This window comes from Bacillus sp. mrc49, assembly GCF_002803435.1.
Genome location: NZ_PHNG01000762.1, coordinates 97,401 through 105,596 on the forward strand (window position 1 = coordinate 97,401; position 8,196 = coordinate 105,596).

Here is an 8,196-nt window from a genome sequence, read left to right on the forward strand (position 1 = left end):
AATCCCCCTTACAATCTTAAGTCCATTATACTATGTACCGTTCCCTTAGAACAAATGAACCCTTTGACTTGGCCGGTGCATTCCTATAGTCTGAATAGTGAATCTTTAATAAGGAGCGCTTCCATGAAGGATAAATACCCCGTGTTACTCGTCATACTCGGTGCCATGCTGTGGGGGACGACCGGCACTGCCCAATCATTCGCCCCAGCCGCTGCCAACCCCATTGCAATCGGGGCCGTCCGTTTGGCAGTCGGAGGTGCAGCATTATGCCTGATTGCAAGTTGGCAAAAAAAATGGACACGCAGAAATTGGCCTATCAAAGAAACCATCCTGGCGACTTTAGGTATGGCCTGCTACCAGCCGCTTTTCTTCATGGCCGTCAGCCTGACCGGAATCGCCATCGGCACCATCATGACACTAAGCAGCGCGCCCATCATCGCCGGACTCCTTGAGTGGCTGTTTAGTAAAAAACGGCCAGCAGCAAGCTGGTGGGCCGCCACCGGTTTAGCGATCGCAGGATGCTTCCTGCTCTTTTCCAATCAAGGGTCGGTTACAATCGATCCAGTGGGCGCATTGCTTGCAATGGGGGCTGGAGCTTCCTTTACGGTATACACACTGGTCAGTAAAAGGATCTTGAAGCAACAACCTCCGGAAGCGACTGCCGCAGTGATCTTCGGCTTTAGCGCCCTTTTATTGGCACCCGCTTTATTCATATTGGATATTAGCTGGATCGCCACGCCTAACGGGCTTGCCGTCAGCCTTCACCTTGGCCTTCTTGCTACAGCGGTGGCTTATTTATTTTTCAACAAAGGACTCATATCCGTCCCTTCTTCGACAGCCGTTTCCCTGTCACTTGCTGAACCGCTGACAGCCGCCCTTCTAGGCGTATTCCTTGTCGGTGAAAGCATGGCTTCCCTATCATGGATCGGGATCGCATTGCTTCTATGCGGAATCATCATATTGACGATTTTTCCCGAGGAACGAAAACGTCCATCATCGGTGAAGCACGGACTTTCAGTCAAAGCAGATTGATTTTATATTTCTTCAGATCAAGGAACTGGATGAACTCCTGGGCCAGGAACTGCGGGGTGTATTCTTTTCCTTCTTGAAGCCTGTATAAGATAAGGCCCACCAATAGCCCGGATACATAGTACGCATACATTTGCTTGCCTGCATGGATGTCTATACTCTGCTTCAAATAAAACTGGCTTAAGGTATTGAGAATTTCAGGGATGGGATCGGGAATCCCGTAATTTCCACTCATGAAATGGACGATGGAGGTATGTTCCGACAGGTAAGCGAACAATCGAACGAGAATGGCTTCCGATTGCTTTATCGTCACTTTCTCCCTACTCCCTTCAAGCGTCAAAATCGCGATGATATCCGTACAGAAATGATGGATGATCGCTTTTAGCAGGTCCTCTTTGCCGGAATAATGGTCATAGAAGGTCGCACGGCGCATATCGCTTCTGCGTGTGATATCGGATATCGTCACGGCTGAATAGTCTTTTTTTTCGATGATCAATTGGATCATCGCTTCCTGCAGCGCTTGTCTCGTCCTGATTACACGCCGATCGATGCGGTCTTCCTCCTCATCCGGCAAAACGGGAACACCGAAAATCCAGTAATATCTTTTTTGGCTGACCAGATCCCAATATTGCCGGCTGATCTTCTCTGGGGATGGTTTCATCCCTTCTTTAAACCAGAAAAGGATGATGGCATAGGTATAGAGGGTCCGATAATGCACATACAGGTCCTTTAAGGTCTCCGAAACGTTTTCCTTCATCGGGGTCAGCAAGATTTCCCTATTGAATACTTCAAAGAAAAAAGCATGGAAATTGACATAAGGCATTTTATTCCGGTCCATCATGGTTAAAAAGAATGGAGTATGCATCGCAACATATGATAAGGCAGGAAGGACCTTCAAATTCATTTCTCGCAGGTTGATATGGTCCAAGTCCTTCAGGGAATCGAAAATGGCCATCTGCAACCCGTCCTTTTGCTCTTCAACTATTTCCTCGAAAATATCGTACTTATCTTCATAGTAGAAGTACAAGGCACCCCTGCTGACGTTTGCCAGCGCGGCTATTTCCTTGCTGGTGATATGGCGGATGTCCTTTTCCATAAGAAGGCTCAGCAATGCCTCCTTTATTTTTGAAGGAGTTGGTTCATTTGCAAAAATTTCATGATCATCTGACACACAAGGACCTCCTGGCATGTTAAAAAATTGTACAGTTTCTAGGCATTTATACGGTAACGTACACTTCCCTTGTCTCTGTCTTTCTTTAGGCAATCTTAAAACCTATAATAATTTCGAGAGATGAATAAAGCAAATTCCACTTTAAGGGGGACACAAAACGACATGGATATTAAAACGAAAAATGAGATAAATCGAGTATTCCAATTGCAAAAGAAACACCAAAAAGTGATGCGTTCAACGACCGCTGAACAAAGAAAAGCGAAATTGAACCGGTTTTTGGAGGTGGTTGTCGCCCATGAGGAAGAGATCATCGAGGCCGTGCGTCAAGATGTGCGCAAGCCCCACCATGAGGTTAAGAGAGCCGAAATTCTCGGAACGATCAAATCGATCCAAGATAATATAAATAATCTTGATGAATGGATGGCACCTAAAGAGGTGGGCTCTTCCTTGAATCCTGATGCGAAAGGGTATTTAATGTATGAATCAAAAGGGACATGTTTAGTGCTTGGACCTTGGAATTACCCCTTCATGCTTACGATGGCCCCGCTTGCTGCAGCGATCGCAGCCGGTAACTGTGCCATCATCAAGCTTTCCGATTTCACGATGAAAACGAGCAATATCGCCGCGAAAATCATCCGCGAGGCCTTTGATGAATCGGAAGTGGCAATCTTCGAGGGCGATGTGGATGTAGCGACGGAGCTTCTTGAGCAGCCATTTGACCATATCTTCTTTACAGGCAGCACGAATGTCGGCAAAATCGTCATGACTGCAGCCGCGAAGCATTTATCATCGGTAACACTTGAGCTTGGCGGAAAAAGCCCGACCATTATTGATGAGGGGTATGATTTGCTGGATGCCGCGAAAAAAATTGCCGTCGGTAAATTCATCAATGCAGGCCAAACTTGTGTGGCGCCTGATTATCTATTCATCAAGGAAGACAGCCAAGCGGAATTCACTAACCATTTGCAAGCTATCGTACAAGCTGGATTCCTTATGGAGGATGGAACGGCCGACAGGAATAAATTCACGCAAATCGTCAATGAGCGGAATTTCAACCGTGTCAAAGCCCTATTTGATGATGCGATCGAACAAGGAGCTGAAGTCGTCTTTGGCGGCCAGTTCGACCTAAGCGACCGCACGATATCTCCGACTGTGTTGAAGAATGTCACTCATGATATGAAGATCATGCAAGAGGAAATCTTCGCCCCGATCCTCCCGTTGCTGACCTATGAAGAGCTGGATGAAGTCATCGATTCCATTAATGAACGCGATAAGCCTTTGGCTTTATATGTTTTCAGCACCAATCAGGAGGTCATCGATGAAGTCCTGACTCACACGACTTCCGGTAATGCTTCCGTCAATGACGTAGTCGTTCATTTCACCGATTACAATCTCCCATTCGGCGGTGTGAATACGAGCGGGATCGGATCATATCATGGCATATACGGCTTCAAGGCCTTCTCTCATGAAAAAGGAGTCTTCGTTCAGGCAAGATAACCATTGGCTCAAGGAAAAACCCGGCACAAGTAACTTTTTGCCGGGTTTTTTAGCTATTGAATGATTTGCACATTCTCATATAAATAGACTTCTTTCGGGGCCTTTATTTTCTCCGCATCCTTTAAATCGATCACTGGCACGGATTCCCCTTTGTAGCTTCCTTTTTTTAATGTACCTGTAATGGTGTACCAATCATTCGTCTTCATCCCGGTCACATGTCCGTTGACCATATATCCATAAAGCGTCGCATCGACCACACAGCAGGACATGGCGAGGCGGGATATCGCCACTTGTTTTTTAGTAAAACTATTTTCGCGATATACAAACCCCGAAAGCTCAATTTCTTTCCCTTCAATCGTATCGAGGTTGTTGAGAAGATCATCAAGCACTTCAAAATAATTTTCATCCGTGACCGTAATTTTCTCCTGATTCACATGCTTTCCTGCATCATTCGAGCTTTGCTTCTGCGTTTGCTGCTGGGCCATCCCCCTTTTTGCCAGCACTTCCCCGCTTAATGTGAAATCCGTCAAGATGAAGCCGAGAAGGATCGGGATGAAAAACAAGCTATATTTCAAGACCAAAACGGGCGAAGAGGATTCTCCGTGCGAATGGCAATCACAATGATTTCGGACCTGTCTTTGTTTTTTCAGCCGAAGAAGGCTGACCACAAAAAAAGCAAGAAGCGCCGCCAATGCATATGGAACCATCTTCGGTGCAATCAATTTCGTCAAATGACCTGACACATACAATTTAAAAATCATCAGGCCCAATCCCAGCAGCAGCAACCCTTCAAGTTTTTGGATGAAAAAAGCTTTCATCAAAGCCCTCCCTTACTGATCCAAGCACCTGCGATGAGGCAAAGGCTGAAGACGACGGCGAAAACAAGCAAAACATATGTGAAGACGAAGCTCCGTTTAAAACACGACATCATGATCAGGACATTTTTCAAATCAAGCATCGGACCGAAGACAAGGAAGCCAAGGATGGAGCCAGGCAGGAAACTATGGGAAAAGGATGCAGCAACGAAGGCATCCGCGGATGAGCAGAGTGAGAGAACGAAGGCAATCCCCATCATCAGCGCCGTGCCTTTTATCGGGGCCTGTCCGATACCTGCCAAGATGGTCCGATCCATGAGCACTTGGAATACACTGGCAAACAAGGCTCCGATGATGAAGTATCTTCCGACCATGAAAAATTCCTGTGAAGTATGTTCGATGAAGCTTGTCCATTTACTCGGCGGAAAATCGTGTACATGCTCGTGGGCCGCTTGCGGCTTCTCCTCCTTCACCACATCTTTCCTGCTGAAGATATAAATGAATAATCCGACGATAACGGCCGTCAGGACACATAGTATGATTCTCCCGTATAAAATGGAAGGATCATTTTGGAACGCATAATAGGTCGAGCCGAAAACGATGACATTCAATATCGGGGCGGTTACAAGCAGGACAACGCCAGCATGGACCGGAACGCCCTTTTGAATTAATCTCCTTACGACCGGGATGATCGCACATTCGCACACCGGAATGACCAGAGCCGCCGCTATCGCAGCGAAAATGGCTAAAAATGCGCTTTTTGGGATCATTCGCTGGATGATTTCTTCACTGATGAACAACTGGATGAAAGAAGACGCAATGGCACCGAGGAAAAGGAATGGAATCGATTCTAAAAACAACCCCAAAAATACGACAAGCACGGAATGCAGCAGCGGATATCCGGAAAAATCGATTGCTTTTGGAATAAACACATCGCCTAGAAAAAAGAATGCTAGCATCAAAAACAAGAGAATCAATAACAGGAAGTTGCCTGTGTATCGTTTCAAAAGCATATTCACACCTCGCAAATCAAAATTATTACGATTTAACCTCTAGTTCGGTCTATTATATGCCCTTGCTTTGTTTGACATGACAAGAAATGAAACAACCTGCAAAAGAAGCGGAGACAATACGAGCAATCGTTCCAATCCATTTTAGGAATCACGCGTTCAAGCGGATTAGGGAACCGGCCTCACGCAATCTGTTGAATGAAGTGAAACAAAACACTATTTTTATGATAAACTACATATAATATACCGTTCCTTATTTTTTCCCTCAAATGCTCTCATTGCAATCATAAGGCTAAGATTTCTGCATAGGAATGAAAGGGTATTCAACGTAACCCGAAGTAGATCTGGCTTCACAACTGTATGCTTTCCTCAAGCATGATAGGCGTTTTTCAAATCCTGAAACAGCATCCTTACTCAAATGGAAGCACCCATAGAAATTCCTCGATGATCATGAATCCATTACAAGATTGGTTTACCGAATTTCATTATAGGTTCGCGGACATATAAGTATCCATTTTTTCATCGTGAATGATCCACCCAACCTTTTTTCTATAGCCTCGAATCATCTATAACAAAAGCCGGTGACGCTTATCCAGGGGTGTCACAAGAGGGGGTTCTCATGAATTTTATCGAGTATGATCTATTATTCGAATCAAGAAACCAGTTAATCGGGGAAATTTCGGACTTGGATGAAAAAGCGCTGGACCATCGTCCGGCACCCGGCGTATGGAGCATCGCCCAGATATGCCATCATCTGTATCTGACGGAGCAAGTATTTACAGATGTGATCGCCAATGGCATCCGGGAGAGGGATTTCACCAATATCATTCAAAAAAACATATACTTGGTATCCGATCGAACAAAAAAATTCGCTTCCCCTGCCAGCCTTTCACCTTCTTCCAATCCGTTTCAGTTAACGAACATCATGGATTTACTGGCTGAATCCAGGGATCGGTTATTTCAAGTTCTTTATGAAATGGATGAAGATACGAGTTTAAGTAAAAAGAAAGCCAAGCATCCCCTATTTGGCGACCTCTCTCTCGATCAATGGATCGAGTTATTGTCCCTACATGAACAAAGGCATACGAAGCAGATACAAGAGATTAAGCATTCCCTTCTTTAAAAAAGGATTCAGTCACGATGAAGCCAGGCCCCCAGCTCTAATGGTGGCCTGGTTTTTTCATGTTCGGCAACACGGATCATCCCCTCCATTGGAAAATTAAATCAAAGGGAAACCATTAAAATTTTTGACTTACTGCCAAAAATGATGTACATTACCTATTGGGCGAACAATTTTAAGATTAAACAATAAAAATATTCGTATATAGAGGTGCATACCATGGAAAACGTATTTGATTATGAAGATATTCAATTAATTCCTGCAAAATGTGTAGTAAATAGCCGTTCTGAGTGTGATACATCCGTTACCTTGGGCAAGCATACATTCAAGTTACCTGTCGTACCAGCCAATATGCAAACGATCATTGATGAAAAGATTGCCACGTACCTGGCTGAAAACGGTTACTTTTATGTCATGCATCGCTTCGAACCTGAAAAACGTGTAACATTCATTCAAGATATGCATGCACGCGAATTGATCGCATCCATCAGTGTCGGCGTTAAAGATGAAGAATATGGATTCATCGAGCAATTGGCGGCAGACAACATCGTACCCGAATTCATTACGATCGATATTGCACATGGACACTCGAATGCCGTGATCAAAATGATTCAGCACATTAAAAAACATTTACCTGAAAGCTTTGTCATTGCAGGGAATGTTGGAACGCCGGAAGCAGTAAGGGAGTTGGAACATGCCGGTGCCGATGCGACAAAGGTGGGCATTGGTCCAGGGAAGGTATGCATCACGAAAATCAAAACTGGATTCGGAACCGGAGGCTGGCAATTGGCTGCGCTTCGCTGGTGTGCAAAAGCGGCAAGCAAACCGATCATCGCCGACGGCGGCATCCGCACGAACGGGGATATAGCCAAATCAGTTAGATTCGGAGCTTCCATGGTGATGATCGGCTCATTATTCGCTGGACATGAAGAATCTCCAGGAGAAACGATCGAGAAAGATGGCAAGGCTTTTAAAGAATATTTTGGTTCGGCTTCCGAATTCCAAAAAGGTGAAAAGAAAAACGTTGAAGGCAAAAAAATGTTTGTCGAGCACAAAGGATCTTTGGAAGATACACTGAAAGAAATGGAACAAGATCTTCAGTCTTCGATTTCTTATGCTGGCGGAAACAAGCTGGAAGCCATACGCAATGTTGATTATGTAGTCGTTAAGAATTCGATCTTTAACGGTGACAAAGTTTATTAAGAAGAAACGTAAAAAAAAAACGGCCCAATCTATGGATTAGGCCGTTTTTTCATCATTATACCTTTTTAACAAATTGGGATTTCAATTTCATTGCCCGAAACCATCGATTTTACAATCAATATCATGATCTCCAACAACTAAACGGATGCTCTTGACTTTTGTACCCATTTTTAAGACGGATGAGCTTCCCTTCCCTTTAAGGTCTTTAATGACGGTAATGGTATCCCCGCCATTCAAGGCATTTCCATTCGCGTCCTTGATCATCCTTTGGTCACCATTATCGGTTTCCGCTTCTGCCGTCCCTCATGGGCGCACTCCGGACAAACAAAAAGACTTCCATCTTCATATGTA

7 protein-coding genes and 1 pseudogene are annotated in these 8,196 nt (G+C 44.7%); 4 read left to right on the forward strand and 4 right to left on the reverse strand.

The window, feature by feature from the left end:
• The first annotated feature begins 123 nt into the window (after window positions 1–123).
• Window positions 124–1,032, forward strand: a complete 909-nt coding sequence (locus CVN76_RS23045; protein WP_100533193.1) for an EamA family transporter — start codon at window positions 124–126, stop codon at window positions 1,030–1,032.
• Here CVN76_RS23045 and CVN76_RS23050 read toward each other — a convergent pair.
• Window positions 1,019–2,200 carry a TetR/AcrR family transcriptional regulator gene (locus CVN76_RS23050; RefSeq protein WP_269800073.1) on the reverse strand — a complete coding sequence of 394 codons (1,182 nt, stop codon included), beginning with the start codon at window positions 2,198–2,200 and terminating at the stop codon, window positions 1,019–1,021. The genes CVN76_RS23045 and CVN76_RS23050 overlap by 14 nt on opposite strands.
• 162 nt (window positions 2,201–2,362) lie before the next feature.
• On the opposite strand from CVN76_RS23050, the gene CVN76_RS23055 reads away from it, so the two are divergent.
• Window positions 2,363–3,697: an aldehyde dehydrogenase family protein gene (locus CVN76_RS23055; RefSeq protein WP_100533195.1), complete on the forward strand. Its 1,335-nt coding sequence runs from the start codon at window positions 2,363–2,365 to the stop codon at window positions 3,695–3,697.
• A gap of 53 nt (window positions 3,698–3,750) precedes the next feature.
• Here CVN76_RS23055 and CVN76_RS23060 read toward each other — a convergent pair whose 3' ends face one another.
• Both CVN76_RS23060 and CVN76_RS23065 read right to left on the reverse strand, forming a co-directional pair.
• A complete protein-coding gene (locus CVN76_RS23060) occupies window positions 3,751–4,515 on the reverse strand; it encodes a TIGR03943 family putative permease subunit (RefSeq protein ID WP_100533196.1) in 765 nt (254 codons plus the stop codon).
• Window positions 4,515–5,525 carry a permease gene (locus CVN76_RS23065; protein WP_100533197.1) on the reverse strand — a complete coding sequence of 337 codons (1,011 nt, stop codon included), beginning with the start codon at window positions 5,523–5,525 and terminating at the stop codon, window positions 4,515–4,517. Before CVN76_RS23065 ends, CVN76_RS23060 begins: the two co-directional genes overlap by 1 nt.
• Window positions 5,526–6,141: 616 nt before the next feature.
• On the opposite strand from CVN76_RS23065, the gene CVN76_RS23070 reads away from it, so the two are divergent.
• Both CVN76_RS23070 and guaC read left to right on the forward strand, forming a co-directional pair.
• The gene (locus CVN76_RS23070) at window positions 6,142–6,645 is read left to right on the forward strand and encodes a DinB family protein (RefSeq protein ID WP_100533198.1); all 504 of its coding nucleotides are present in this window, start codon (window positions 6,142–6,144) and stop codon (window positions 6,643–6,645) included.
• 216 nt (window positions 6,646–6,861) lie between these two features.
• Window positions 6,862–7,845, forward strand: a complete 984-nt coding sequence (guaC, locus tag CVN76_RS23075) for a GMP reductase (protein WP_061142316.1) — start codon at window positions 6,862–6,864, stop codon at window positions 7,843–7,845.
• A gap of 55 nt (window positions 7,846–7,900) precedes the next feature.
• Here guaC and CVN76_RS23080 read toward each other — a convergent pair.
• Window positions 7,901–8,196: pseudogene (locus CVN76_RS23080) on the reverse strand (zinc ribbon domain-containing protein YjdM); the annotation flags it as partial.

Excerpts from the sequence above, each read along its gene's own strand:
- CVN76_RS23045 (WP_100533193.1), top strand. The coding sequence starts at position 124 with ATGAAGGATAAATACCCCGTGTTACTCGTCATACTCGGTGCCATGCTG.
- CVN76_RS23055 (WP_100533195.1), top strand. The coding sequence starts at position 2,363 with ATGGATATTAAAACGAAAAATGAGATAAATCGAGTATTCCAATTGCAA.
- CVN76_RS23060 (WP_100533196.1), bottom strand. The coding sequence starts at position 4,515 with ATGAAAGCTTTTTTCATCCAAAAACTTGAAGGGTTGCTGCTGCTGGGA.
- CVN76_RS23065 (WP_100533197.1), bottom strand. The coding sequence starts at position 5,525 with ATGCTTTTGAAACGATACACAGGCAACTTCCTGTTATTGATTCTCTTG.
- CVN76_RS23070 (WP_100533198.1), top strand. The coding sequence starts at position 6,142 with ATGAATTTTATCGAGTATGATCTATTATTCGAATCAAGAAACCAGTTA.
- guaC (WP_061142316.1), top strand. The coding sequence starts at position 6,862 with ATGGAAAACGTATTTGATTATGAAGATATTCAATTAATTCCTGCAAAA.